The organism is Neoroseomonas eburnea (genome assembly GCF_018129005.1).
In the GTDB taxonomy this organism is placed as follows: Bacteria; Pseudomonadota; Alphaproteobacteria; order Acetobacterales; family Acetobacteraceae; genus Neoroseomonas; species Neoroseomonas eburnea.
In genome coordinates, this window is sequence record NZ_JAAEDL010000003.1 from 103649 (window position 1) to 127041 (window position 23393).

The following is a 23393-nucleotide window of genomic DNA, read 5'->3' on the forward strand; positions in this document are numbered from 1 at the left end:
GCCACGTTTCTGGCCCTCGGGGCCCTGCCCCACCCTGTCATGGTTGTGGACGGGGAGGATCGGCTGGTCTTCGCCAATGCGGCGCTATGTCACGCGACAGGCGCCGATCCGGCGCGCCTCCCGCCCGGGACCGCGCTGCGCGACATCTTCCTGCTGCTCGCCGCGCGGGGCCTGCTCGGCCCCGGCGACCCGGCCGCCCTGGCTGAGGCGGCGCTGGCGGAGGACCGCAATGCGCCCCGCCAGCGCCACCAGCGCAGCGCCGACGGGCGCCAGGTGGCGGAGATCATGACCGCGCCGCTGCCCGGGGGCGGCTTCGTGCTCTGCGCGCCGGACGTCACGGCGCTCTTCCGCGCCGAAGGCGAGGCACGCGAGAAGGCGATGCTGCTCGAGCGCGTGCTCGACACCCAGCGCGGCGGCGTGGCGCTGTTCGACGAGGCACAGCGCCTGGTCCTCCACAACCTCGCCTACCGGCGCCATGCCGGCGCGACACCGGAGATGCTGGCCGGCCGACCGACGCTGCAGGAGGTGATGGAGAGCCTCGATCGGGCCGGCGAATTCCTCACCACCCGCGAGCGCGCGCATCTCGACGAGGCCATCGCCGCCGACCGCCGCAAGCCGCGCATTGCCGCGCGCGAGCGCAGCGACGGCTCGGTCGTGCGCTTCATCAGTTCGCCGCAGCCCGGTGGCGGCTTCCTGATCGAGACCGACGACGTCACCGACCTGAGCCGGGCCGAGGATGAGGCCCGCCGCCGTGCTGCCATCCTCGACGGCGTGCTGGAGGCCCTGCCGCACGGCATTTGCGTCTGGACGCCCGACCGCCGCGTGGCGATGTTCAACGCGGCCTATGTGCGCCTGATGGAAGGTGCGCCGCTGCAGGTGGGCGACACGCTGGAGGCGGTGATCCGGCGCCGCGCCGAGGCCGGCGAATACGGTCCGGGCGAAGCCGAGGAAGTCTATGCGCGGGAGATGGCGCGCGACACGAGCCGCCCCCAGCAGCGGCTTCGCCAGCGTGCGAACGGCACCGCGCTCGACGTCCGCACCGCGCCGCTGCCCGATGGCGGCTATGTCTCGGTCGTCACCGACATCACCGCGGTGTGGCGGGCGGAGGAGGAGGCACGGCACCGCGCCGCCGTGCTCGAAGCCGCCATGGGCGCGATGCGCCATGGCCTCGTGGTCTATGGCCCGGACCGCAAGGTGATCACGGCGAACGCCCTGGCCGGCGTGCTGGCCGGCCACGCGCCGGGGGAGATCCGTCCCGGCCGCAGCCTCGACGAGCTGGTCGGCATGCTGCACGCATCGGGGCGCCTCGGCCCCGATGCGGACCGGCTGGCGCGCGCCGCATTGGAACTCGACCGCAGCAAGCCTTACCGCGGCGTGCGCGAGACGCCCGAGGGCCGGGTGCTCGAGGTCTCCTCCGACCCGACACCGGATGGCGGCTTCGTCGTCACCCATGTCGACATCACCGCGCTCGCACACGCGCAGACCGAGGCCGAGCACCGCGCCAGCATCCTGCAGGTGATGCTCGAGAACATGCGCCACGGCATCTGCCTGTTCGACGCGGAGGGCCGCGTGGTGGCGGCAAACGCGCTCGCCGCGGCGATGACCGGCCTTTCGCCCGAGGCATTCCGGCCCGGCCGCCATATCCTGGACCTGCGCGAGGAGCAGATCCGCATGGGCGAATACGGCGTGTCCGGAGATTCGCTCGCGACGCTCGGCACGCGCAGGGAGGAGCCGCTGCGCGCCCCCGACCGCTACATCCGCCGTCGCCCCAGCGGCCTCATCGTCGAGGTGACCACGGACCGCACGCCGGATGGCGGTTACGTGCGCACCTACAGCGACGTCAGCGAGGACCACCGCATCCGCGACGAGCTCGAGCATGCGCGCAGCGCCGCCGAAGCCGCGAGCGAAGCGAAGTCGCGCTTCCTCGCGACCATGAGCCACGAGCTCCGCACGCCGCTCTCGGCCGTCATCGGCTTCGCGGAGGCGCTGATGGTCGATCCCGACCCCGAGCGCGTGGTGGACTACGCCGGGGCCGTGCGCGACGCCGGGCGGCAGCTGCTCGCGCTGATCGAGGACATCCTGGAAGTCTCCCGCGCCGGCAGGGCCGAGGACGAGGCGTCGTTCGGCCTGATCGACATCCCCGCGCTCGCCGCCGCGCTCGGCCAGACCGCGGCGGCGAAGGCGCAGGCGGCAGGCCTTGCCTTCGAGATCGATGCGCCGCCCGGCCTGCCCCATGCGCGCTGCGACGAGCGCCGGCTGCGCCGCATCCTGCGCGTGCTGCTCGACAATGCGATGAAGTTCACCCCGCTGGGCGGGCAGGTGCGGCTCGCAGTCGCGCGGGATGCTTCGGGCGGCCTGACCTTCCGGGTGGCCGACACCGGCATCGGCATGCCGCGGGAGGATATCGCCCGCGCCTTCGAGCCCTTCACCCAGCTCGAATCCTCCCATGCGCGGCGGTTCTCCGGCTCCGGCCTCGGCCTGCACCTGGCGAAGGTGCTGGCGGAATCCATGGGCGCGACGCTGACGCTCGACAGCGCCCCGGGCGCCGGCACCACCGCCACCCTTCGCCTGCCGCCGCGGATCACCATCTCTGCGGAAGCGGCGACCCAGGAGATGACATGACCGCCCTTGCCACCACCGATGCCCTGTTCTTCGGCCTGCTCGACCGCGACGCGGCCGAGCGCCGCCTGCGCGAGGCAACGGCGGGATGCGAGGACGGCGAACTCTTCCTCGAGTACCGGGAAAGCGAGGCGATCTCGCTGGAGGACGGGCGCATCCGCGCGGCCTCCTACGACGCGACGCGCGGCTTCGGCCTGCGGGCGGTGGCCGGCGAGGCGGCCGGCTATGCCCATGCGGGCGAACTCTCCGACGCCGCGCTGGCGCGCGCCGCGGAGACGGTGGCGACCGTGCGCCAGGGCCGCTCCGGCAGGCTGGAGGCCGGGCCGCGGGCGACCAATGCCCGGCTCTATTCCGATGCCAACCCGCTGGCGGCAATGGATTTCGCCGCCAAGACCGCCCTGCTGCAGGAGATCGACGCCTTCGCCCGCGCCCGCGACCCGCGCGTGGTGCAGGTGATGGCCTCGATCACCGGCGAGTGGCAGGCGGTGCAGATCCTGCGGCCCGATGGCCAGCGCGTGGCGGACCTCCGCCCGCTGGTGCGCATGAACGTCGCCGTGGTGGTGGAGGTGGACGGGCGCCGCGAGACCGGGTCCTTCGGCACGGGCGGGCGCTTCGACTATGGCCGCATCCTCACGGAGGCGCAGTGGAAGGCTGCGGTGGACGAAGCGCTGCGCCAGGCGCTGGTGAACCTCGACAGCGTCCCCGCCCCGGCCGGCGAGATGGAAGTGGTGCTCGGCCCCGGCTGGCCCGGCATCCTGCTGCACGAGGCGATCGGCCACGGGCTGGAGGGCGACTTCAACCGCAAGAAGACCTCGGCCTTCGCGGGGCTGCTCGGCCAGCGCATCGCCGCCCCCGGCGTGACGGTGGTGGATGACGGCACCCTGCCCGACCGCCGCGGCTCGCTCACGGTCGATGACGAAGGCACGCCCACCAACCGCACCGTGCTGATCGAGGATGGCATCCTCACGGGGTTCCTGCAGGACCGTCAGAACGCCCGGCTGATGGGGGTCGCGCCGACCGGCAACGGCCGCCGCCAGTCCTTCGCGCACATCCCGATGCCGCGCATGACCAACACGGTGATGCTGGGCGGGGCGCATGCGCCGGAGGAGGTGCTGGCGAGCGTGAAGCGCGGCCTCTACGCCGTGAATTTCGGCGGCGGGCAGGTCGACATCACCTCGGGCAAGTTCGTCTTCAGCGCTTCCGAGGCCTACCTGATCGAGGACGGCAGGATCGGCCCGCCGGTGAAGGGCGCCACGCTGATCGGCAACGGCGCCGATGCCCTGACCAAGGTGACGATGGTCGGCAACGACATGGCGCTCGATCCCGGCATCGGCACCTGCGGCAAGCAGGGACAGGGCGTGCCGGTGGGCGTCGGCCAGCCGACGCTGAAGATGGCCGGGCTGACGGTGGGCGGCACGGCGGTCTGATACCGACGGCGGCTATTCGCGACCGCTGGCATCCGCCGTTTCGTGCCCTCGGACGCCGGGCGCAGACCTCGGGTTTGCTTGGCTTCGCCGGACCACCGGCGGGCCGCTTTCGCGGCCTCGGCACGCGTCAAGAACCCGTGCCGCTGGTATGACGCAGGCAGCCGGGGCGCTGGGCCGGATCCAGTCGCCCCGGCGGGCCAAGAGCAGACCCCGATCAGTCGGAATCACCCGATCGGGCGAAGATGATCGCGGAAAGAACTGGCTGAAGTGGTTGCCGCAAGCCGAGGCGAGCGGAAGCCGCTCAGGCGCGTGCCGCCTCCGCCTCGATCAGCCGGACCATCGCCTCGGCGAGCAGGCGCGGCGTCGCTTCGTCATGGATCCCGAACGGCCCGGGATCCACGAGCATCATATTGTTCAGCGTTCCGAACAGGATCTGGAACGCGAAGCGCACCGCATCCGCCGCCGCCGGCGAAGCCGTGGGGCCGAGCAGGCCGAGGATGACCGGCAGCGTCCGCTCCACCCGCACCTGGCCAAGGTCGCGCAGCGGCGACCAGGCTCCCTCATCCACCCTTGCGGCGCGGAGCGAGGCACGGATCAGTCCCTCGTACCGACGCCGCCAGCGCACCGAATTCGCCACCAGCGGGCCGAGGTAGTCGCGCAGCGACGCCGGCGGCACGTGCTCCGGCGCCGGCGCGGCCTCCATGTCGCGCATCGCCTCGGTCACGACCACCTGCTGCACCGCGCGCAGATAGGCCTCCTTGCTCTCGAAGCGCGCGTAGAACGAACCGGTGGTCACCCCTGCCGCCGCGCAGAGATCCGCGATCGACAGCGCATCGAAGCTGCGGTCGCGCAGCAGTTCCAGGCCCGCCTCGATCAGCGCCAGCATGACGGTGCGGCTGCGCTCCTGCCGGGCGGGATGCACGCCCGGGAGGTCAAGGCCGTCGAGCACAGAGGCGTCCATCGTGAAATCTCCGGCTTGACTAGAATTAGAATTCTAGTTTTCTTTACACCGAGGAACAACCAGAAGGAAGCCGCCGATGCGCAGCAATGCCCTTAGGGTCGAGCCCGTTTCCGGCCCCGTCGGTGCCGTGATCCATGGCATCGACCTCGCCGCCGACCTGGCCGAGACGGATGTTGCGCTGATCCGCGACACGCTGTTCGACCGCGGCGTGGTGTTCTTCCGCGACCAGTCGATCACCCCGGAGCAGCACATCGCCTTCGCCGAGCGCTTCGCGCCCATCAACGTCAACCGCTTCTTCGCCCATGCCGACGGCTATCCTTCCATCGCCGAGGTGCGGAAGGAGCCCGACCAGAAGAAGAACATCGGCGGCGGCTGGCACACCGACCACAGCTACGATCAGCAGCCCGCCATGGGTTCCATCCTGCTCGCGCGCGAATTGCCGCCGGTGGGCGGGGATACGCTGTTCGCCAGCATGTTCGCCGCCTATGACGCGCTGTCGGACGGGCTGAAGGCGACGCTCGAAGGGCTGCGGGCAGTCCATTCCAGCCGTCATGTCTTCGGCACCGACGCCAAGCGGCAGTCCGATCCGGCCGACGACCTCAAGGGCCGGTTGCGCAATGCCGAGCTCGCGACCCAGGACGCCGTGCATCCTGTGGTGATCCGCCACCCGGGCAGCGGCCGCAAGGCGCTCTATGTGAATCCCGGCTTCACCCTGCGCTTCGAAGGCTGGACGGATGAGGAGAGCCGGCCGCTGCTCGACTGGCTCTATCGTCACGCGGCACGGCCGGAATTCCAGTGCCGCTTCCGCTGGCGGGAAGGTTCCGTCGCCTTCTGGGACAATCGCGCGACCTGGCACTATGCGGTCAACGACTACCACGGCGAGCGGCGCCTGCTGCACCGCATCACGCTGGAGGGCGAGGCGCTCGCGTGAACGCCCGTCCGGGACGCCGCGGGCCGGCCGGCCTGCGAACGGCAAGCGGGCACGGCGGGCGGGTGAAGCCGTTCATGGCGGGGCAGCGCGGGCGGCGCCACGCTGCCGGCACACCCCAGGAGGTCCCGATGATCCCCGCGCCGCCCCTGCCGCCCGAGGCCGCGCTCGATGAACAGGAGCGCGACGACCTCCGCCGCCAGACCCGGGGCAGCGGCGTCGAAGCGGTCGCGGATGGCGCGGATCTCGCCCTCGGCGTCGTGGACCTCGCGACGAGCGGCGCGGCCGACATGGCCGCACAGGCCGCCGGTGCCGTCGCCGATGCCGCGGGCGCCGTGCTTGGCGCCACGGCGGAGGTGGCGAAGGTTTCGCTGGAGGTGGTGGGCGGCATCCTGGGCGGTCTCGCCGATCCTTGATCCCGCCCTGCCTCCCTCAGCGGATCGCGACCGGGTTGATGATCGCCTGCACCGCACCGCGATAGAGCGGCTGGCCGAGCACGAACATGAATTCGGTGACGCCGTCGGCGACGAGCTGGCGCGTGTCCAGGGTTTCCAGGATGTAGATGCCGTTCCGTGCCAGCAGCACCTGATGTCCCTGCCAGAGCACGTCCGGATCCTTGAACGGCACCGCCTCGACCCCCCAGGTGTCGGCGCCGACCGCAAGCGGCTGCAGCGAGGCGAGATACTCCGCGCCCGGCCCGTCGATGCCAGGTTCCTGGGTGCCGAAGAGCTGCGCATTCTCGCCGAGCACCGAAAGCCAGCCGGTGTGCAGCACGATCACGTCGCCCGGCGTGACGCGGACATTCTGCTGCGTCATCGCCTGGCGCAGCTCCTCGGCCGTGACCAATTCCCCGCCGTCGAGCCGCGGCTTGTTCCGGAACTTCGCGAGGTCCACCAGCACGCCGCGGGTCACGAAGGGCGGTATCTTCTCGATGCCGAGCTTCGTCACGCCCGTGGTGCGCACGAAGTCCTGCACCCGGTTGCCGTTGTAGAAAACGTTGTTGATGCCGAGATGCGCCAGGCTGTCGATCTGCGTGCCAACGCCGAGCCAGCCGGTCACCATGTCGTCCACGTAGTTCATGCCGTTGCGGCCGAAGGACTGCCCGCCCTCCTGGCCCGGCATGAAGACGGTGACGGCGAAGTTGCGCGGCGGGAAGGCCGGCGTCCCGCGGTCCACCACGATGCCGAGGCGGTAGGTCTTGCCGTCCCGCACCAGCCGCGTTGCCTCCTGCACCTTCTGCGGCGTCAGCAGGTTGGCGGCGCCGATCTCGTCATTGGGGCCCCAGCGGGAGGGAAACCAGTTCGCCGCCGCGCCACCCGCGGCAGGCGCCTGGGCCTGGGCGAGCGTCACGCCGAATCCCTGCTGCACCGCGACACAGCCCGCGCAGGCCGCCCCGAACAGGCCGCGCCGCGAGAGCCCCGGCTCCGCCGGCCGCGCGCCGCCCTGCAAACGCCGCATCATCTGCATGTCGTTCCACTCCCTGCCCACCGGTCGTTGCGCCGGCGGGCCGGAGAGTGGCGAAAAGCGGCGGTGTTATACAATCACCGCGGGTGGCGAATCGCACCGTTGAGCCCTGGCGATGACCTGATCGGCCATGCTCAGCGGCATGGCGCGCGGCGCAGGCGGGGTGGCCACGCGCGAAACAGGGATTCAGGGACCGAGCCGGCCTAAGGGTTGGCCGGCGTCAGACGGCCGCTTCCGGGAAGATGCGCGCGACATCCCCACCCCACACTGTGGCGCAGCGTTCGAGCCAGCGGTCGGCCTGGGTCTGCCCGGCAGCGACGATGGCATCGAGCGGATCGAGGTGCATCTCCTCGCCCAGCCCGCGCGCCCTGAGCCCGTCCCGCGCAATGGCGAGCACGTCGCGCGCCACCTCCCGCAGCCTGCGCCCGCCGATCGTCGCATCCAGGGCCTGCGCCGGCACCGCTTCGCGCAGGGCACGGATCTCCTGCACCGACCAGCCCTTCGTCAGGGCGCGCGCGGCCTTCTGCGCCGCATCGTCGTACAGCAACCCGACCCAGAAGGCGGGCAGCGCGGTGAGGTAGACCGGCGCGCCGGCGTCCGCCCCGCGCATCTCGAGGAAGCGCTTCAGCCGCACATCGGTGAAGACGGTGGTGACGTGATCCGCCCAGTCGCCCATCGTCGCCGTCTCGCCGTCCAGGCGATCCGCCGCCTTGCCGGACAGGAAATCGCGGAAGGGAATCCCTGCCGCGTCGATCCAGCGCCCTTCGCGCATGATGAAGTACATCGGCACGTCGAGCACCCAGTCGGCGAAGCGCTCGAAGCCGAAGCCATCCTCGAACACCACGGAAGGGATGCCGGTGCGGTCGGGGTCGGTGTCGGTCCACACCTTGCCGCGCAGCGTGCGGTAGCCGTTCGGCTTGCCCTCGGCGAAGGGCGAATTGGCGAACAGCGCGGTGGCGAGCGGCTGCAGCGCGAGCGAGACGCGCAGCTTCTCCACCATGTCGGCTTCCTCGCCGAAGTCGAGATTCACCTGCACCGTGCAGGTGCGCAGCATCATGTCGAGGCCCATCGAGCCGACGCGCGGCATGTATTGCCGCATGATCGCATAGCGGCCCTTCGGCATCCACGGCATCTGGTCCCGCGTCGCCAGCGGGTGGAAGCCGAGCGGCGCGAAGCCCAGGCCGAGCGGCCCGGCGACCTTGCGCACCTCCTCCAGATGGTCGGCGATCTCGTCGCGCGTCTCATGCAGGGACACCAGCGGCGCGCCCGACAGCTCGAACTGCCCGCCCGGCTCGAGGCTGACCGAGGCCTCCCCGCGCTTCAGCCCGATCGGGTTGCCGCGGTCGAGGATCGGCTCCCAGCCGAATGCCGTCAGCCCTTCCAGCATGGCGCGGATGCCGCCCGGCTCGTAGGGCGGCGGGGAGAGGTCGTCGCGCCGGAAGCCGAACTTCTCGTGCTCGGTGCCGATGCGCCAGGCGTCGCGCGGCTTGGACCCGGCGGCGAACCACCCGGCAAGCTGACGCGCCGAGGTGATCGGCGTGGGATCCGACTCGCCAGGATTCGACATGCAGCCCTTCCGACGGCGCCGCAGGACGCGGCACGTTCAAGTCGCGGTCCAGTCCCCCGCCAGTGCCTGGAGCACTGCAAGGCCTGCAACCGCCGCCGTCTCCGCCCGCAGGATGCGGGGGCCGAGGGCGACGGCAGTAACAAAGGGACGCCTGCCCGCATCGTCAAGCTCACCCCCCTCGAACCCCCCCTCCGGTCCGACCAGCCAGCCACAGGGCAGGCGCAGCCCGGCCGCGGCCTGGCCGATCGGTGCCGCCCCCCGCCTTTCGGCCGCGACCAGCAGCGGCGCGCCGTCCCAGGCGTCGAGCGCCGCATGCAGCGGCAGGGCCGGGCGGACCTCCGGCACGGAGAGCCGCTCGCATTGTTCGGCCGCGCCGCGCGCGATGGCGGCCAGGCGTTCCCCGTTCACCCGGTCCACCACCGTCCGCCGCGTGGTCACCGGCTGGATCACGCTGACGCCGAGCTCCGTCGCCTTTTCCACCACCCAGTCGAGCGCATCCCGCTTCAGCGCGGCGACCACCAGGCGCAGATCGGGCTCCGCCGCCGGCGGGCGGGTGCGGGTGCCGAGCACGTAGGCGCAACGATCCTTGCGCAGCGCGACGATGCGCGCGGCGAATTCCCCGTCCCGCGCGTTGAACACCGCCACCGCATCGCCCGCCCCGCGCCGCAGCACGGTGCCAAGGTGATGCGCCTGGGCCGGCGTGCCGGGGATCTCGGCACCTTCGGAAAGACTGTCGTCGATGAAGAGTCGCGGGGTGGACATGCGGGGGCTCCCCACCCCTTATACGGCCCGTGAGTGGATACACCGACATCCGCGCCGGCGGCTGGGTCGCGCACCTGCCCGAAGCCTGGCGCCCCTATGCGCTGCTGATGCGGCTCGACCGGCCGATCGGGTCCTGGCTGCTGTTCCTGCCGGGGCTCTGGGCCTTCGCCCTGGTCGCACCCTCCTGGGGCCGGGGGCTGTGGCTGACGGTGCTGTTCGGCCTCGGCGCGGTGTTGATGCGCGGCGCGGGCTGCGTGGTGAACGACCTCTGGGACCGCGACCTGGACCGCCAGGTGGAACGCACGGCCGGGCGGCCGCTCGCCTCCGGCGCGGTGCGGCCGAGGCAGGCGCTGGCCTTCCTGGCCGCGCTGCTGGTGGTCTCCTGCGTCATTCTGCTGATGCTGCCGCCGGCGGCGATCCTGCTCGGCGTGCTGTCGCTGGTGCCGATCGCGCTGTATCCGCTGGCCAAGCGCGTGACGGATTTCCCGCAGGCGGTACTGGGGCTGGTCTTCTCCTGGGCGGCGCCGACCGGCTATGCCGCCGCGACGGGCGGGCTGGATGCGGCGGCCTTGGCGCTCTGGGCGGCGGGGTTCTTCTGGATCCTCGGCTACGACACGATCTACGCGCACCAGGACCGCGAAGACGACGCGCTGGTCGGCATCCGCTCCACCGCGCTGCATTTCGGCGAGAGGACACGGCCCTTCCTGGTCGCCTGCTACGCCGCGACGATCGCGCTGCTGGCGTCGTCGGGCTGGCTTGCCGGGCTGTCGGCTTGGTTCCTGCCCGCGCTGCTGCTGCCGGCGGCGCTGCTGGCGCGGCAGGTCGTCGCCCTCGACATCCGCGACCCGGCGCTCTGCCTGCGCCTGTTCAAGGCGAACCGCGAGGTCGGCCTCGCCATCGCCCTCGCCTTCCTGATCGGCCGGCTGTGACGCCGGAGGAGTTCGTCCGCGCCCACACCGCCATCGGCCGCGCTCCGCTGGTACCGGAGATCGCGCTGCACCTCGCCAGCGAGATCACGCCGATCTGGCAGGCGACCGAGACCTGGCTCGCCGAGCGCAACATCGAACCACCCTTCTGGGCCTTCGCCTGGCCGGGCGGCCAGGCCACCGCGCGGTTGCTGCTGGATGAACCAGCCCGCGTCGCCGGCAAGCGCGTACTGGACTTCGCCGCCGGCTGCGGCATCGCTGCCATCGCCGCCGCGCGCGCCGGAGCGACCCTCGTCGAAGCCGCCGAGATCGACCCTCTCGCCCTCGCCGCCGTGCGCGCCAATGCGGTGCTGAACGGCGTCGAGGTGGCGACCCCCGAGGGCGACATCGTCGGCGCACCGAACCGCTGGGATGTCGTGCTCGCCGGCGACGTCTGCTACGAGGCGCCGATGACGGCGCATATCCTGCCCTGGCTGCGCCGCCTGGCCGCCGCGGGGGTGGAAGTGCTGCTGGCCGATCCCGGCCGCGCCTACCTGCCACGGGAAGGGCTGGAGCCGCTGGCACGCCACGCCGTGCCGACGACGCTGGAACTGGAAGACCGCACACTGCGCGAGGTGACGATCCACCGCCTGCTTCCCTGAGCGGCCCCCGGCATGCGAATATCCACGCGTGCCAGAGGACCGCCGCCATGCGCCGCCCCGTCCTGCTGCTCCTGCCTCTGATGCTGCTCGCCGCGCCCGCCTCGGCGCAGCGCCAGAACCACTACGACGCCCAGGGCCGCTACATGGGCTATTCGGACCGCAGCGGCGACCGCGTCACACGCTACGACGCCGAGGGGCGCATCACCGGCCACAGCGAGCGCAGCGGCGGCACGGTGCGCCACTACGACGCGCAGGGACGCATCCGCGGGTCGAGCGAGCGCGGGCTCGGCGGCGCGACGCAGCACTATGACGCGCAGGGCCGCATCACCGGCCGCACCGAGCGGAACGGCATCGTGACGCGGCGCTATGACGCGCAGGGGCGGATCACCGGCAGCAGCGAGCGCAGCGGCAGCACCACCCGTTCCTACGACGACAAGGGTCGGCTGACCGGCAGCGCGACGCGCTGACCGTCGCTACCGCGTCGCCTGCTCCAGGAAGCGCAGCAGCGCCGCCATGTCCTCGGCGTTCTCCAGGCGCTGCACCGGCATCTTCGTCCCCGGCGTCACCACGTCCGGCCCGCGGGTGAAGAGGTCCGCCACCGTCTCCCGCGTCCAGACGATGTCCCCGCGCGCCAGGCGTTCCGAATAGGCATAGCCGGCGACGCTCCCCATGCGCCGGCCGAACAGGCCGGCGAGGTGCGGCCCGGCCATGTTGCCGGCCTCGGCCGTCAGGGCATGGCAGGCCGAGCAGGCGCGGAACACCCTCGCGCCCTGCGCATCGAGGCCGGCGCGCGGCGCCGCCTCCGCCGCTTCCCCCACCGGACCGATCGCCCGCCCCGCCACCGCGTCCCACCGCCGCACGCGCCGATCCGCGCCGCCGGTCCACAGTGTCCGCCCATCCGTCGCGAAGGCCGCCGACCAGACCGGCGTACCCGGCCCATCCAAGGTGTGCAGCAGCCGTCCCTCCGGCAGGCGGAGGATGGCGATGCTGCCGCCCAGGGATGCCGCGGCCAGCAGTGTCCCATCGGCATTGGCGGCCAGCGCCACCACCGGCCGGCTGCCGGCAAGCAGGTCACGCACCTCGCCGTTGCGCGCCACCAGCCGCACGGCGCCATCCACCCCCGCCACCGCCAGCCCGCCGTCCGGCAGGGGCGCGAGGGCATTCTGCGGCAGGCCGAAGGCTGCGAGCACCTCCGACGTGCCATCCGCACCCCAGGCGCGCACAGTGCCGTCGAAGCCGGCGCTGACCGGCACGCCATCCGCACGGAACGCCACGGCATTCACATTGCCCTGCTGTCCCGCCAGGACGCGCGGCGCGCCGGCCTCGGGCCACAGCCGCACCGTCCCGTCCCAGGCCGCGGAGGCCAGCACCCCGTCGCGCCAGGCCAGCGACGCGACAGGTCCCTCGTGCCCTTCGAGCACGCGCAGCGGCGCCCCGCCGCGCGGATCGGCGCCCCAGACCGCGATGCGCCCGTCCTCCCCGCCCGAGGCCACGCCGCCGCCCGGCAGGGGTGTGAGCGCATTCACCGCCCCGGCATGCCAGCGCACCACCGCCCGCGCCCGCCCCGCCGCCAGATCCCAGAAGATCACCGACTGGTCGAAGCCGGCCGAGGCCAGCGCCCCGCCCTCCGGCGCCACCGCGAGCGCCCGCACCGGCCCGCCATGCACCGCGGCCTGGTCCTGCGCCACCGCCGGCAGCGCGACCAGGGCAAGCAGGATGGCGAGCCGCCGGATCACATCACGACCCCGCCGCTCACATGGATGACCTGGCCGGTGACATAGCCGGCCGCCGGCGAGGCCAGGAACGCGATCGCCGCCGCCACGTCCTCCGGCGTGCCGAGCCGCCTCAGCGGAATGCGCGCGGCGATCTCGTCCCACTGCGCCTGGGTCAGCGCCGCATGCGCGCCCGGATCCTTGCGCGTGTAGCCCGGCACCACCGCATTCACCGTCACCGCCGGCGACCATTCCAGCGCCAGCGCCTTCACCAGCGCCTCCACCGCCGCCTTCGCCGCGGCCGAGGCCGGGAACGCGGTCACGTCGTTGCGGAACAGATGCGCGACGAAGGAGGAGACGGCGATCAGGCGCGGATCCGTCCCTTGCTGCAGGATCGGCCCCGCCGCGCGCGCGAGGCGCAGGAAGGCGAGCGCGATGGCATCGTGGCTCTTCGCGAAGGCGGCGTCGCTCAGCGCCGCGACCGGCGTGCGGTCGGCGAAGCCGGCATTGGAGACGACGACATCGAGGCCGCCGAGCAGCCCCGCCGCCTCCTCCACCGCATGCTCCGGCGCGCCGGCTTCGGAGAGGTCGCAGAAGATCTCGAAGGCCTCGCCGCCGCGGGCGCGCACCGCCTCCGCCGTTCGGGCGGAACCTTCGCGGTTGCCGCGCGTGTGCACGGCGATCGCGACGCCGGGTGCGGCCAGCGCCCGGCATGCCGCGGCGCCGATGCCGCTCGCCGCGCCGGTCACGAGAATTCTCCGCTTCGTCATCGCCATCCACTCCGCGCCGCGCGCCAGCATGTCCCGGCGACGGACGTCGCCGCGCCGCACTATAGCGATGGGAGGGTGCGCTTGAAGACGCTGCCGCGACGCTGGCCGCGTGCCCGGCTGATGCAGATCAACGCCGCCGGGGCATGGCGGTGTAGGACGGCACGCGATCCCCGAGGGATCGCCTGCTCCGCGCCGGATGGTCGGAACGGAAGCACACCGGACCGAGGGACCCGATGACGAAGGTCAAGCTGGGCTTCTGGGGCCTGCTGCTCGTGCTCGCTGCATTGTGGGCCGCGGCCGATCCCTTCGCGCTCGCGCCCGCCGGCTTCTTCGCCTTCCGCGGCGGAATGGTGCAGGGCACCGGCATCCTCGCCATGGGCTGCATGAGCGCCGCGATGATCCTCGCGCTGCGGTCGCGCTGGCCCGAGCGGTGGTTCGGCGGGCTCGACAAGATGTACCGGCTGCACAAGTGGCTCGGCATCGGCGGGCTGGCGTTCGCCGTCGCGCATTGGCTGTGGTCGCAGGGCCCCAAATGGGCGGTCGGCCAGGGCTGGCTCGCGCGGCCGGCGCGCGGCCCCCGGCCGATGCCGGAGACTGCGGTGGAGGCGTTCCTCCTGACGCAGCGCGGCGCCGCGGAGGGTCTCGGCGAATGGGCCTTCTACGCCGCCGTGGCGCTGATCGCCGTCGCGCTGATCCAGCTCATCCCGTACCGGCTGTTCTACAAGACGCACCGCTGGCTGGCGGCGGCCTATCTGGTGCTGGTGTTCCACTCGCTGGTGCTGACGAACTTCGGCTACTGGACCACGCCCCTCGGCGTGGTGATGGCGGCGCTGCTAACCTACGGCTCGTTCGCCGCGGTCGTCGTGCTGCTGCGGCGCGTCGGCGCGGGCCGGCAGGTCCGGGGCACGATCTCCGGCCTCGGCTACTATCCGGAACTCCGCGTGCTGGAAGGCGAGGTCGCCGTGCCGGAGGGCTGGCCCGGCCACCGCGCCGGGCAGTTCGCCTTCGTGACCTCGGATCCCGCCGAAGGCGCCCATCCCTACACCATCGCCTCGGCCTGGAGCGATGCCGATCGGCGCGTCACCTTCATCGCCAAGGAACTCGGCGACCACACGCGCACGCTGCGGCAGAAGCTGCGGGTCGGCCAGGCGGTGAAGATCGAAGGCCCGTATGGCTGCTTCACCTTCGACGACGACCGCCCGCGCCAGATCTGGATCGGCGCCGGCATCGGCATCACACCCTTCATCGCGCGGATGAAGCAGATCGCGCTGGAACCGCCCGCCACCCGGCAGGAGATCGACCTGTTCCACCCGACCGCCGAGCTCAGCGCCGAGGCCATCGCCAGGCTGACCGCAGATGCGCAGCGCGCGGGGGTCCGCCTGCATGTGCTGCACGATGCGCGCGACGGCCGCCTGAGCGGCGACCGCATCCGCGCCGAGGTGCCGGGCTGGCGCGATGCCGGGATCTGGTTCTGCGGTCCGGCCGCCTTCGGCCAGGCGCTTCGCCGGGATTTCGCCGCCCACGGCCTGCCGGTGGGCAGGCAGTTCCACCAGGAACTCTTCGCCATGCGCTGAGGCGCCAGGCGAAGGCTTCCAGCTTTCCCCGGCCCCGCGTCCCCGGGGCGGCCATGGCGCGGCCGCCGGGACGCGCGTGACGGGGAGAGGCGCCGCCCCTCCCCGGACCCCTTTCCGCCGGGGTGACCGGGTCACCCCGGACCCCGCCGGAACCGGCTTCGGCCACGGCGCCTTGTGCCGGGGGAGATCCGCTCGCATCCTTGGCGCCGAGGAACCGCCGAAGGAAAGATCCAGGTGACGCTGACCGTGCTCGAGCCCGAGGGGCTCTATCCCGACACCTCGCTCGAGCAGCGGATCATGGGCCCCTCGGTCCGCATCCTTCAGGGCGCCTGCAAGGCCTCCCTCGCCGAATTGCCCGACGAGCTGTGCCAGCAGGCGGAAGGGCTGATGACGCTGCGCATGGCCGTGCCGGCGGAGCAGATCGCGCGCTTCCCGAAGCTCAAGGTCGTGGTGCGCATGGGCGTCGGCTACGACCGGGTGGACCGCGCCGCCTGCGCCGCGCGCGGCATCAAGGTGTGCAACGTACCCGACTACGGCACGCAGGAAGTGGCGGAATTCGCGGTGCTGATGGCGCTGGCGCTGCGGCGAGGGCTGACCCTGTACCACGACACCCAGCGCGGCCCGAACCCGGCGCCCTGGGCGGTGCTGCGCCACCCGGCGGTGCGGCGGCAGGAAGTGCAGACCTTCGGCATCCTCGGCCTGGGGCGCATCGGCACGGCGGCGGCGCTGCGGGCCAAGGCGCTCGGCTATCGCGTGGTGTTCTACGATCCGGGCCTGCCCAACGGCGCGGACCGCGCGATCGGCGTCACCCGCTGCCGCACGATGGATGAGATGCTGGCCCAGGCCGACGTGCTCTCCATCCATTGCCCGCTGACGCGCAACACCCGCGGCCTGGTCGGCGAGCGCGAGCTGCGCCTGCTGCCGAAGAACGCCGTCGTCATCAACACCGCACGCGGCCCGATCCTCGACATCGATGCGCTGGAACGCGTGCTGCGCGATGGCCACGTCGCCGCCGCCGGCCTCGACGTCATCCCGGTGGAGCCGCCGGCGGAACCCATCCCCGCCCTGCTGCGCGCCTATCGCGACCGGGAGGAATGGCTGACCGGACGCCTCATCATCTGCCCCCACATCGCCTTCCACACGCCCGAGGCGTGGGACGACATCCGCCTCAAGGGCGCCGAGACCATGCGCGACGTGCTGGTCGAGGGGCTGGACACCAACGTCGTCCCGCCCGGGAGCGACTGAGCCGATGATCCGCGACACCGCGGCGCAGGGGGCGCGGCTCGCCGCCGCGCGCGCCCTGGTGCAGGACATCCTGATCCCGGCCGAGGCGCGCATGGACGCCGAGGATCGCATGCCCGAGGCCGCGCGCGCCGCGATCCGCGCCCATGGCCTGTTCGGCATCTCCATCCCCGAGGCGCATGGCGGCCTCGGCCTGACGATGGAGGAGGAGGCCGAGCTGATGCTCATCCTCGGCCGCGCGGCGCCGGCCTATCGCGCCGTCTTCGCGCTCAACAGCGGCGGCGCGGCGCAGATCCTGCTGCGCGCGGGGACGGAGCCGCAGAAGGCGCGTTGGCTGCCGGGCCTCGCGCGCGGCGACCTCATCGCCTGCTTCTGCCTCTCCGAGCCCGAGGCCGGCAGCGACGCCGCCTCCCTGCGCACCACGGCGCGGCGGGACGGCGACGGCTGGCGCATCGACGGCCGCAAGCGCTGGGTGACCAACGCGCCCGAGGCAGGGATGCTGATGGTGATGGCCCGCACGGGTGGCGAAGGTGCGCGCGGCATCTCCGCCTTCGCCATCGATCCCGCCACCCGCGGGGTCCGGATCCAGCCCGCGCAGGCCAAGATGGGCATGCGCGGCGCGCAGGTCGCCGACATCGTCTTCGAGGATTGCCGCGTGCCCGCCGATGCCCTCATCGGCGCCGAGGGCGAAGGGCTGAAGCTGGCCTTGGCCGGGCTCGACAAGGTGCGGCTGCATCTCGCCGCGCTCTGCGCCGGGCTGATGGAGCGGCTGGTCGATGAGGGCCGCCGCCACGCCCTGGCGCGCCAGCAGTTCGGCAAGCCGATCGCCGAGCAGCCCGCCGTCGCCGCCCTGCTCGCCGACAGCGCGGCGGAGGCGCTCGCCGCGCGCTGCATGGCGCTGGAACTCGCCCGCGCGCGCGATGCCGGCACGCTGCGTCCGGCCGATGCCGCCGCGGCCAAGCTGTTCGCCACCGAAGCGGCCGGCCGCGTCGCCGACCGCGTGCTGCAGGTCCATGGCGGCGAGGGCTACATGACCGGCAGCGCGGCAGAACGGCTCTATCGCGACGTGCGGCTGCTGCGCATCCTCGACGGCACCTCGGAGATCCAGCGCCTGGTGGTGGCGCGCGGCCTGTTCTCAGGGACCGTTTGAGCATGCGCCGTTCGGCGCATTCCCTGGGGCGGCACCGGCATTCTCAAACCTGCTTTCTGGCTGACCCGCGCCGGGACAGCCGCTGCCAGCGGCGCAGCATCAGCGCCGCCACGATGGCGAGCCCGACGCCGAGCCCCATCCAGATGCCCGTGGGCCCGAACCCGCCAAACCGGGCCATGAACAGGCCGAAGGGCAGCCCGATCCCCCAGTAGCCCAATGCTGCGAACAGCATCGGCACGCGCGTATCCTTCACCCCCCGCAGCGCACCCGCGGCCACCACCTGGATGCCGTCGCCGAGCTGGAAGAAGCCCGCCACGACCAGCAGGGTCGCGCCCAGCGCCGCGACCTCCGCCGCACCCGGTGCGGCGCGGTCGAGGAACAGCCAAGCGATCTCCGGCGACATGCTGACGAGCAGCACCGCCATGGCGGACATGAAGGCGGTGCCGAGCGCCACCGCCACCCAGCCCGCCCGCGCCGCGGCGGCCGCATCGCCGGCGCCGGCCGCGAGCCCGACCCGCGCCGTCGCCGCCTGCCCGATGCCCATCGGCACCATGAAGGTGGCCGAGGCCGTCTGGATGGCGATCGCATGCGCGGCCACGGCCGCCGCGCCGAACCACCCCATGGCGAGCGCCGCCGCGCTGAACACCCCGATCTCGAGCAGCATCGCCGCCGCGATCGGCATGCCGACGAAGAAGACCTCCCGCAGCCGCGCCCCATCCGGGCGCCAGACGCGGCCAAGCAGCCGGAAGCGTCGGAACACCCGGTCGCGCCGGATCAGCACCAGCGTCGCCAGCAGCATCGCCATGTTGGCCAGCGTGATCGACAGCCCCGCACCGAACACGCCGAGGCCCGCCGGGAAGATCAGCGCCCAGGCCACCGGCAGGTTGAGCACGACGACGCAGAGCGAGACCCACATCGCCGCGCCCGGCCGCTCCATCGCCGCGAGGAAGCCGCGCAGCACGATGAAGCCGCTGAAGGCCGGCATGCCGAACATCGCCGCCCTGGTGTAGTCCTGCGCGAGTTCCGCAAGCTCGGGCGCCTGCCCCAGGGCGCGCAGCACCGCGGCGGCCTCCCACAGCAGCGCCCAGGATGGCAGCAGCACCAGCGCCACGGCCCAGAGCGCCGCGCGCGTGGCCCGCCGCACCGCCCGCACCCAGCCGCGCCCGGCACCGCCGGCCAGCCGTCCCGCCCCGCGCGCCTGCGCCTGCAGGGGTGCGGCCGCCAGCGCCAGGCCGAGGCCCGGCGCGAGCAGGGCGAAATGCAGGCTGACCGCCAGCATGCCGGCGGCGAGCGCCTCCGTCCCCAGATGCCCGAGCAGCGCCGTCTCTGTCAGCGCGAGCGCCATCTGCGACAGGTTGGTCAGCACGATCGGCGCGGAGAGGGCGAGCGTCGCCCGAGCCTCCATGCCCCAATCGGACGATGCGGGCCTTCCCGTCACCGCCATGTTTCCGGCGTCCATCGCGCCCGTCTATCCCGGGACGGTGCGCGCCGCCACCGGGCAGGCTATCAACAACGCAAACCCGCTCCGAGGACGTCATGCACCGACGCGCGCTGATCGCCACTTCCCTCGCCGCCCCCCTCCTGCTGGCGCGGCCGGCCGCCGCCCAGGGCGTCGATCTGGTGACCGAGGAATACATGGTCCCCTCCGGCGACCCGGGGATCGAGATCTTCGTGCGCAACAAGCGGCCGCAGGGGATGACATCCCACTCCCCGGCGCGGACGGTGCTGTTCGTGCACGGCGCGACCTTTCCGGCGCACACCACCTTCGACCTGCCGCTCGGCGGCCTGTCCTGGATGGACTACATGGCCGCGCGCGGCTTCGACGTGTGGTGCATGGACATCCGCGGCTACGGCCGCAGCACGCGCCCGCAGGAGATGAGCCAGCCGCCGGAGGCCAACCCGCCCCTGGTGCGCGGCGACACGGCGCTGGCCGACATCGCGGCAGCGGCGGGCTTCGTCCGCCAGCACCGCAACATCCCGCGCCTGGTGATGATGGGCTGGTCCTGGGGCAGCACGCTGATGGCGCGCTTCGCCGCGGACAGCCCCAATCTGGTGGACCGCCTGGTGCTGGTGGCGCCGCCCTGGACTCCGGCCGGCGTCGCCGCCCCCGTGGCCGGCACGGAGGGGCCGCTCGGCGCCTACCGGTTGGTGACGCAGGCGGAAGCGCGCCGGCAATGGATCGCCGGCGTGCCGGAACCACGCCGCGCCGCGCTGATCCCGCCCGGCTGGTTCGAGCATTGGGCCGGCGTCACCTGGGCCACCGACCCCGAAGGGCTGCGCCGCAACCCGCAGGTCCTGCGGGTGCCGAACGGCGGCCTGCATGACCTGCGCGAGAACGAACAGGCCGGCCGCGCGAGCTGGGACCCGGCGAAGCTCCGCGCCCCGACCTTGCTGGTGGTGGCGGAATGGGACCGCGAGACGCCGCCCGCCATGGCCGCGGCGATCTTCCCATTGCTGGTCAACAGTTCCGGCAAGCGCCTGGTGGTGCTCGGCGAAGGCACCCATACCATGCCGCTGGAGCGCAACCGTGGCGTCCTCTTCGCGACGGTCCAGGCCTTCCTGGAGGAAGCGCCGCCCGCCTGAACGCCTTCATCGCCAATCAACCGCGCGTGACGGAGAATGACACCGTCGCCAATCAGGCGACGGATCACGGACACATCACATGACATCTCGCCGCGCCCTTCCCGCGTTCGCCGCCGCTGCCCTCGCCCTTGGCTTCGCGGGCGCCGTGCAGGCCCAGACGACCGACCCGTCCTTCCGGCTGAACAACCGGTCGAACCAGACGATCATGGAGGTCTATGTGTCTTCCTCCTCGGTCAGCAACTGGGGACAGGACCGGCTTGGCGCCAATGTGCTTGCCCCGGGCCAGAGCTTCATCGTCCGCCTGCCCGACGGCCAGTGCGTGAACGACATCCGCATCGTGGTGGAAGGCGGCCGCGCCATCGAACGCATGCAGATCAACACCTGCACCCTGACCGACATCAACTACCCCTGAACAGCCCCTCCCGCCGGGATGATTGACAGTCCCGGCGGCACCGACCCACGCTTCCCCCGAACCGACCAGGGGGAAGCGCGATGGCGGAGAACGACCAGACCAAACGGCCCTTCCGGCTGCGCAGCCAACGCTGGTTCGACGACCCGTCCGACCCGGGCATGACTTCGCTCTACATCGAGCGGCAACTGAACTTCGGCATGACGCGCGGAGAGCTGCAGTCGGGCCGGCCGATCATCGGCATCGCCCAGACCGGCTCGGACATCGCGCCGTGCAACCGCCACCACATCGCGCTGGCCGAGCGGGTGAAGGCCGGCATCCGCGATGCCGGCGGCGTGCCGCTGGAATTCCCCGTCCACCCCATCCAGGAAACGCTGAAGCGGCCGACCGCGGCGCTCGATCGCAACCTGCAATACCTCAGCCTGGTCGAGGTGCTGCACGGCTATCCGATCGACGGCGTCGTGCTGACCACGGGCTGCGACAAGACGACACCGGCGCAGCTCATGGGCGCCGCCACGGTGAACATTCCGGCCATCGCCCTGTCCGGCGGACCGATGCTGGACGGCTACTGGCAGGGGCGGCTCGCCGGTTCCGGCACCATCGTGTGGGAGGCGCGCAAGAAGCTCGCCGCCGGCGAGATCGACAACGACACCTTCATCGAGATGGTGGCGGCGAGTTCGACCTCGGTCGGCCATTGCTCCACCATGGGCACCGCACTGTCGATGAACTCGCTGGCCGAGGCGGTGGGCATGTCGCTCACCGGCTGCGCCGCCATTCCCGGGCCCTATCGGCAGCGGGCGCAGATCGCCTACGAGACCGGCCGGCGCATCGTGCGCATGGTGGAGGAGAATCTCCGCCCCTCCGACATCATGACGAAGAAGGCGTTCGAGAACGCCGTCGCCGTGGCCTCGGCCATCGGCGCGTCGAGCAACTGCCCGGTCCACATGGTCGCCATCGCGCGGCACATGGGCGTCGATCACACCGTCGAGGACTGGCAGCGGGTCGGCGCCGACATCCCGCTGCTGGTGGATTGCCAGCCCGCCGGCCGCTTCCTGGGCGAGGCCTTCTACCGAGCCGGCGGCATCCCGGCGGTGATGAAGCAGCTTCTGGACGCCGGGCTGATCCATGGCGAGGTGATGACCGTCACGGGCAGGACCGTGGCCGAGAACCTCGCCGCCGTCCCCGCCCCCGATCCCGAGGTGATCCGCCCGCTGTCGAAACCGATGAAGGAACGCGCGGGCTTCGTCGTGCTGTCCGGCAATCTCTTCGACAATGCGGTGATGAAGATCAGCGTCATCGACAAGGCCTTCCGCGAGCGCTTCCTCTCCGACCCGCCCGACGTCTTCGAGGGCAGGGTCGCCGTCTTCGAGGGGCCGGAGGACTACCATGCGCGCATCGAAGACCCCACGCTCGGCATCGACGAGAAGACGGTGCTGGTGATCCGCAATTGCGGCCCGGTCGGCTATCCCGGCGCGGCGGAGGTGGTGAACATGCAGCCGCCGGCCGCACTGATCAGACGCGGCATCGGCGCGCTGCCGACCATGGGCGACGGCCGGCAGTCGGGCACCTCGGGTTCTCCGTCCATCCTCAATGTCTCCCCGGAGGCCGCTGTCGGCGGCGGGCTCGCGTTGCTGAAGGATGGCGACCCGATTCGCATCGACCTCAACACGCGCAAGGTCGATGTGCTGATCCCCGCGGAGGAGCTCGCCGCCCGGCGTGCCGCCTGGAAGGCGCCGGACCTGCCGAACAGGACGCCCTGGGAGGAGATCTACCGGAGCATGGTCGGCAGCCTCGGCACCGGCGGCTGCCTGGAACCGGCGACGCTCTTCCTCAACATCCTCGAGACGCGCGGCGAATCGCGCCACAACCACTGAAGGACGCGCCCATGACAGGACGCCTCGCCGGCAAACGCTGCTTCGTCACCGCCGCGGGCCAGGGCATCGGCCGCGCCGCCGCGCTGGCCATGGCGGCGGAAGGTGCGACCGTGATCGCCACCGACCGCGACGCGCACAAGGTCGGTGGCCTTGGTGCCCGCGGCATCACCCACCTGCCGCTCGACGTGCTGGACGATGCGGCGGTCGAGCGCGCGGCGAAGGAAGCCGGCCCGATCGACGTGCTGTTCAACTGCGCGGGCTTCGTCCATCAGAACACCATCCTCACTTGCACGGACGAGGAGTGGGATTTCGGCTTCGCGCTGAATGTCCGGGCGATGTGGAAGGTGGCGCGCGCCGTCCTGCCGGGCATGCTGGACCGTGGACGCGGATCCGTCGTCAACATGTCGAGCGCGTGCTCATCGGTGAAGGGCGCGCCGAACCGCTTCCTCTACGGCACCACCAAGGCGGCGGTGATCGGGCTGACCAAGTCGATCGCGACGGAGTACGTGGCGCGGGGCATCCGCTGCAACTGCCTGTGCCCGGGCACGGTCGAGACACCCTCCCTGCACGAGCGCATCGCGGCCAATGCGGCCGCGGCGGGTTCGGTGGAGGCCGCGCAGGCTGCCTTCGTCGCGCGCCAGGCGATGGGGCGGCTCGCCACGGCGGAGGAGATCGCCGCGCTCGTCGTCTATCTCGCCGGAGATGAGAGTGCGTTCGTCACCGGCCAGGCGATCGTCATCGACGGCGGCTGGACGCTGTAGGCCGCCCCCGGCCCGCGCCGCTT

General features: G+C 72.2%; 21 protein-coding genes. 14 read left to right on the top strand and 7 right to left on the bottom strand.

Going from position 1 to position 23393, the window contains the following annotated elements:
* The first annotated feature begins 39 nt into the window (after positions 1-39).
* Together GXW74_RS04415 and tldD are read left to right on the top strand one after the other, a co-directional pair.
* Positions 40-2622 (top strand): PAS-domain containing protein, encoded by a 2583-nt coding sequence (locus GXW74_RS04415; RefSeq protein WP_211845071.1) that lies wholly within the window; start codon positions 40-42, stop codon positions 2620-2622.
* Positions 2619-4046, top strand: a complete 1428-nt coding sequence (gene tldD, locus GXW74_RS04420) for a metalloprotease TldD (protein WP_211845072.1) — start codon at positions 2619-2621, stop codon at positions 4044-4046. Before GXW74_RS04415 ends, tldD begins: the two co-directional genes overlap by 4 nt.
* A 301-nt stretch (positions 4047-4347) precedes the next feature.
* Here the strand turns inward: tldD and GXW74_RS04425 are convergent, their stop codons facing one another.
* A complete protein-coding gene (locus tag GXW74_RS04425) occupies positions 4348-5007 on the bottom strand; it encodes a TetR/AcrR family transcriptional regulator (protein WP_211845073.1) in 660 nt (219 codons plus the stop codon).
* A 76-nt stretch (positions 5008-5083) separates the two neighbouring features.
* Between GXW74_RS04425 and GXW74_RS04430 the strand changes: the two genes are divergently transcribed.
* Positions 5084-5938: a TauD/TfdA dioxygenase family protein gene (locus GXW74_RS04430; protein WP_211845074.1), complete on the top strand. Its 855-nt coding sequence runs from the start codon at positions 5084-5086 to the stop codon at positions 5936-5938.
* Between the two features lie 128 nt (positions 5939-6066).
* Positions 6067-6351 (top strand): hypothetical protein, encoded by a 285-nt coding sequence (locus GXW74_RS04435; RefSeq protein WP_211845075.1) that lies wholly within the window; start codon positions 6067-6069, stop codon positions 6349-6351.
* A 16-nt stretch (positions 6352-6367) separates the two neighbouring features.
* On the opposite strand, the gene GXW74_RS04440 is transcribed toward GXW74_RS04435, so the two are convergent.
* The 3 genes from GXW74_RS04440 to GXW74_RS04450 form a co-directional block, all read right to left on the bottom strand.
* Positions 6368-7396, bottom strand: coding sequence for a cyclase family protein (locus GXW74_RS04440; RefSeq protein WP_246522874.1), 1029 nt, complete (start codon positions 7394-7396; stop codon positions 6368-6370).
* 223 nt (positions 7397-7619) lie between these two features.
* Positions 7620-8966 carry a glutamate--cysteine ligase gene (locus tag GXW74_RS04445; protein WP_211845076.1) on the bottom strand — a complete coding sequence of 449 codons (1347 nt, stop codon included), beginning with the start codon at positions 8964-8966 and terminating at the stop codon, positions 7620-7622.
* Positions 8967-9002: 36 nt separating this feature from the next.
* Positions 9003-9728 (bottom strand): 16S rRNA (uracil(1498)-N(3))-methyltransferase, encoded by a 726-nt coding sequence (locus GXW74_RS04450; protein WP_211845077.1) that lies wholly within the window; start codon positions 9726-9728, stop codon positions 9003-9005.
* A gap of 29 nt (positions 9729-9757) precedes the next feature.
* On the opposite strand from GXW74_RS04450, the gene ubiA reads away from it, so the two are divergent.
* Genes ubiA through GXW74_RS04465 form a run of 3 tightly spaced genes read left to right on the top strand, consistent with a single transcriptional unit; the run spans position 9758 to position 11762 of the window.
* On the top strand, positions 9758-10657 hold the full coding sequence (gene ubiA, locus GXW74_RS04455; protein ID WP_211845078.1) for a 4-hydroxybenzoate octaprenyltransferase: 900 nt from the start codon (positions 9758-9760) through the stop codon (positions 10655-10657).
* Positions 10654-11295: a class I SAM-dependent methyltransferase gene (locus GXW74_RS04460; RefSeq protein ID WP_211845079.1), complete on the top strand. Its 642-nt coding sequence runs from the start codon at positions 10654-10656 to the stop codon at positions 11293-11295. Before ubiA ends, GXW74_RS04460 begins: the two co-directional genes overlap by 4 nt.
* Positions 11296-11342: 47 nt before the next feature.
* A complete protein-coding gene (locus tag GXW74_RS04465; RefSeq protein ID WP_211845080.1) occupies positions 11343-11762 on the top strand; it encodes an RHS repeat protein in 420 nt (139 codons plus the stop codon).
* Between the two features lie 6 nt (positions 11763-11768).
* On the opposite strand, the gene GXW74_RS04470 is transcribed toward GXW74_RS04465, so the two are convergent.
* Together GXW74_RS04470 and GXW74_RS04475 are read right to left on the bottom strand one after the other, a co-directional pair.
* Entirely contained in the window at positions 11769-13031 is a 1263-nt protein-coding gene (locus GXW74_RS04470) for a c-type cytochrome (protein WP_338148137.1), read from the bottom strand.
* Positions 13028-13777, bottom strand: a complete 750-nt coding sequence (locus GXW74_RS04475) for an SDR family NAD(P)-dependent oxidoreductase (protein ID WP_246522875.1) — start codon at positions 13775-13777, stop codon at positions 13028-13030. Before GXW74_RS04475 ends, GXW74_RS04470 begins: the two co-directional genes overlap by 4 nt.
* A gap of 233 nt (positions 13778-14010) precedes the next feature.
* Between GXW74_RS04475 and GXW74_RS04480 the strand changes: the two genes are divergently transcribed.
* The 3 genes from GXW74_RS04480 to GXW74_RS04490 all read left to right on the top strand — a co-directional run bounded on the left by GXW74_RS04480 (position 14011) and on the right by GXW74_RS04490 (position 17743).
* The gene (locus tag GXW74_RS04480; protein ID WP_211845082.1) at positions 14011-15351 is read left to right on the top strand and encodes a ferredoxin reductase family protein; all 1341 of its coding nucleotides are present in this window, start codon (positions 14011-14013) and stop codon (positions 15349-15351) included.
* Positions 15352-15585: 234 nt separating this feature from the next.
* Positions 15586-16596 carry a C-terminal binding protein gene (locus GXW74_RS04485; protein ID WP_338148138.1) on the top strand — a complete coding sequence of 337 codons (1011 nt, stop codon included), beginning with the start codon at positions 15586-15588 and terminating at the stop codon, positions 16594-16596.
* Positions 16597-16600: 4 nt separating this feature from the next.
* On the top strand, positions 16601-17743 hold the full coding sequence (locus GXW74_RS04490) for an acyl-CoA dehydrogenase family protein (RefSeq protein WP_211845083.1): 1143 nt from the start codon (positions 16601-16603) through the stop codon (positions 17741-17743).
* 43 nt (positions 17744-17786) lie between these two features.
* Here the strand turns inward: GXW74_RS04490 and GXW74_RS04495 are convergent, their stop codons facing one another.
* Positions 17787-19202, bottom strand: coding sequence for an MATE family efflux transporter (locus GXW74_RS04495; protein ID WP_211845084.1), 1416 nt, complete (start codon positions 19200-19202; stop codon positions 17787-17789).
* A gap of 77 nt (positions 19203-19279) precedes the next feature.
* Between GXW74_RS04495 and GXW74_RS04500 the strand changes: the two genes are divergently transcribed.
* The 4 genes from GXW74_RS04500 (at position 19280) to GXW74_RS04515 (ending at position 23370) form a co-directional block, all read left to right on the top strand.
* Positions 19280-20326, top strand: coding sequence for an alpha/beta hydrolase (locus GXW74_RS04500; RefSeq protein ID WP_211845085.1), 1047 nt, complete (start codon positions 19280-19282; stop codon positions 20324-20326).
* A gap of 79 nt (positions 20327-20405) precedes the next feature.
* A complete protein-coding gene (locus GXW74_RS04505; protein ID WP_211845086.1) occupies positions 20406-20738 on the top strand; it encodes a hypothetical protein in 333 nt (110 codons plus the stop codon).
* Positions 20739-20818: 80 nt separating this feature from the next.
* Complete coding sequence (locus GXW74_RS04510; protein ID WP_211845087.1) at positions 20819-22609, top strand: IlvD/Edd family dehydratase; 1791 nt, start codon at positions 20819-20821, stop codon at positions 22607-22609.
* An 11-nt stretch (positions 22610-22620) separates the two neighbouring features.
* Positions 22621-23370 carry an SDR family oxidoreductase gene (locus tag GXW74_RS04515; RefSeq protein ID WP_211845088.1) on the top strand — a complete coding sequence of 250 codons (750 nt, stop codon included), beginning with the start codon at positions 22621-22623 and terminating at the stop codon, positions 23368-23370.
* The last annotated feature ends 23 nt before the right edge of the window (positions 23371-23393 follow it).

What these genes read in the sequence shown, in the direction of transcription:
- GXW74_RS04430 (WP_211845074.1), top strand. Translation starts at nt 5,084, where the DNA reads ATGCGCAGCAATGCCCTTAGGGTCGAGCCCGTTTCCGGCCCCGTCGGT.
- GXW74_RS04435 (WP_211845075.1), top strand. Translation starts at nt 6,067, where the DNA reads ATGATCCCCGCGCCGCCCCTGCCGCCCGAGGCCGCGCTCGATGAACAG.
- GXW74_RS04500 (WP_211845085.1), top strand. Translation starts at nt 19,280, where the DNA reads ATGCACCGACGCGCGCTGATCGCCACTTCCCTCGCCGCCCCCCTCCTG.
- GXW74_RS04445 (WP_211845076.1), bottom strand. Translation starts at nt 8,966, where the DNA reads ATGTCGAATCCTGGCGAGTCGGATCCCACGCCGATCACCTCGGCGCGT.
- GXW74_RS04465 (WP_211845080.1), top strand. Translation starts at nt 11,343, where the DNA reads ATGCGCCGCCCCGTCCTGCTGCTCCTGCCTCTGATGCTGCTCGCCGCG.
- GXW74_RS04505 (WP_211845086.1), top strand. Translation starts at nt 20,406, where the DNA reads ATGACATCTCGCCGCGCCCTTCCCGCGTTCGCCGCCGCTGCCCTCGCC.
- GXW74_RS04450 (WP_211845077.1), bottom strand. Translation starts at nt 9,728, where the DNA reads ATGTCCACCCCGCGACTCTTCATCGACGACAGTCTTTCCGAAGGTGCC.
- GXW74_RS04495 (WP_211845084.1), bottom strand. Translation starts at nt 19,202, where the DNA reads ATGGACGCCGGAAACATGGCGGTGACGGGAAGGCCCGCATCGTCCGAT.
- GXW74_RS04515 (WP_211845088.1), top strand. Translation starts at nt 22,621, where the DNA reads ATGACAGGACGCCTCGCCGGCAAACGCTGCTTCGTCACCGCCGCGGGC.
- GXW74_RS04510 (WP_211845087.1), top strand. Translation starts at nt 20,819, where the DNA reads ATGGCGGAGAACGACCAGACCAAACGGCCCTTCCGGCTGCGCAGCCAA.
- tldD (WP_211845072.1), top strand. Translation starts at nt 2,619, where the DNA reads ATGACCGCCCTTGCCACCACCGATGCCCTGTTCTTCGGCCTGCTCGAC.
- GXW74_RS04425 (WP_211845073.1), bottom strand. Translation starts at nt 5,007, where the DNA reads ATGGACGCCTCTGTGCTCGACGGCCTTGACCTCCCGGGCGTGCATCCC.
- GXW74_RS04440 (WP_246522874.1), bottom strand. Translation starts at nt 7,396, where the DNA reads ATGATGCGGCGTTTGCAGGGCGGCGCGCGGCCGGCGGAGCCGGGGCTC.
- GXW74_RS04415 (WP_211845071.1), top strand. Translation starts at nt 40, where the DNA reads ATGGTTGTGGACGGGGAGGATCGGCTGGTCTTCGCCAATGCGGCGCTA.
- GXW74_RS04475 (WP_246522875.1), bottom strand. Translation starts at nt 13,777, where the DNA reads ATGACGAAGCGGAGAATTCTCGTGACCGGCGCGGCGAGCGGCATCGGC.
- GXW74_RS04480 (WP_211845082.1), top strand. Translation starts at nt 14,011, where the DNA reads ATGACGAAGGTCAAGCTGGGCTTCTGGGGCCTGCTGCTCGTGCTCGCT.
- GXW74_RS04490 (WP_211845083.1), top strand. Translation starts at nt 16,601, where the DNA reads ATGATCCGCGACACCGCGGCGCAGGGGGCGCGGCTCGCCGCCGCGCGC.